The sequence below is a fragment of the Protofrankia sp. Cr1 genome (genome assembly GCF_963555865.1).
In the GTDB taxonomy this organism is placed as follows: Bacteria; Actinomycetota; Actinomycetes; order Frankiales; family Frankiaceae; genus Protofrankia.
The window spans coordinates 5,930-6,781 of sequence record NZ_CAUVXO010000301.1 but is presented as its reverse complement, the minus strand read 5'-3'; the positions used below and the strand labels follow the sequence as shown (position 1 = coordinate 6,781).

At 70.2% G+C, this 852-nt stretch carries 1 protein-coding gene; it reads right to left on the bottom strand.

Annotated features, from left to right (window positions below):
- Nucleotides 1–711, bottom strand: a 711-nt coding sequence (locus U9980_RS19635) for an AfsR/SARP family transcriptional regulator (RefSeq protein ID WP_322769259.1), incomplete at its 3' end; no start/stop codon positions are given.
- Between the last annotated feature and the right edge of the window lie 141 nt (nt 712–852).

Genomic DNA, 852 nt, shown 5'->3' with positions numbered 1-852 from the left:
CGATGTCAGCTGCATCGACGGCCCGATGCCGAGTTCACGCTGGAGCAGGTCGACGTAGGAACGGTAGGTGCGCAGCGCCTCGTGCGCGTTCCCTTCGGCGAGATGGACGCGGATGAGCGTCCGGTGTGCGCTCTCCCGCAGCGGATCGGCGCGGATCGCCCCGTAGGCGGCATCCGTCGCCGCGCCGAACCGGCCGGCGTCCAACAGTCGGTCGGCGAGGGACTCCAGCGCATGCAGGGTGAGCTGGCGGAGCCGTTCCCGCTCGAAAACGACCCAGTCGTCATACCAACCCGGCAGCAGCACCCCGAGCAGCGGCTGCGGGCGCAGCGGGTGTCCGTCGCACCGGTCGGCCGGTTCCAGTAGCCGCCGCGCATAGGCGATCGTCTCGTCGGTGTCCGTCCGTACCGCGGGACACAGGCCGAGATGGGTCGGCGTCGCGATGACGAGTGTCCGCTCGGCGCGTCGCAGCCGCCACAATGCCGTGCGCAGGCGGCCGTTGGCCTGCGCCTGGTTGGCTTCGGGCCACAGCGTTCCCGACACCTCGCAACGGGCGACTTCCCTGTCCCACAGCGCGAGCAGCGCGACCAGGCGCTGGGCGGCCAGCGGGACCGGCGCGCTGCGCTGGTTCACGCACAACCGGAACCCGTCGAGCAACCCGATGCGGACACCGGTCGTGGGAATCCCGGGATCGTCTGCTGAAACGGATGTCATGAGCGCTCTGCCCCCGGTCTCGGTCGTATCCCGCTGACGAGACCACACAAGGGCACCGCTGCGCTTCCGGGAAATCCCTAGGTTCGGCCGAGTCGGCACGCCCGGCCGAAGCGACCGGGAACCAGGGGAATTCCCCGACAC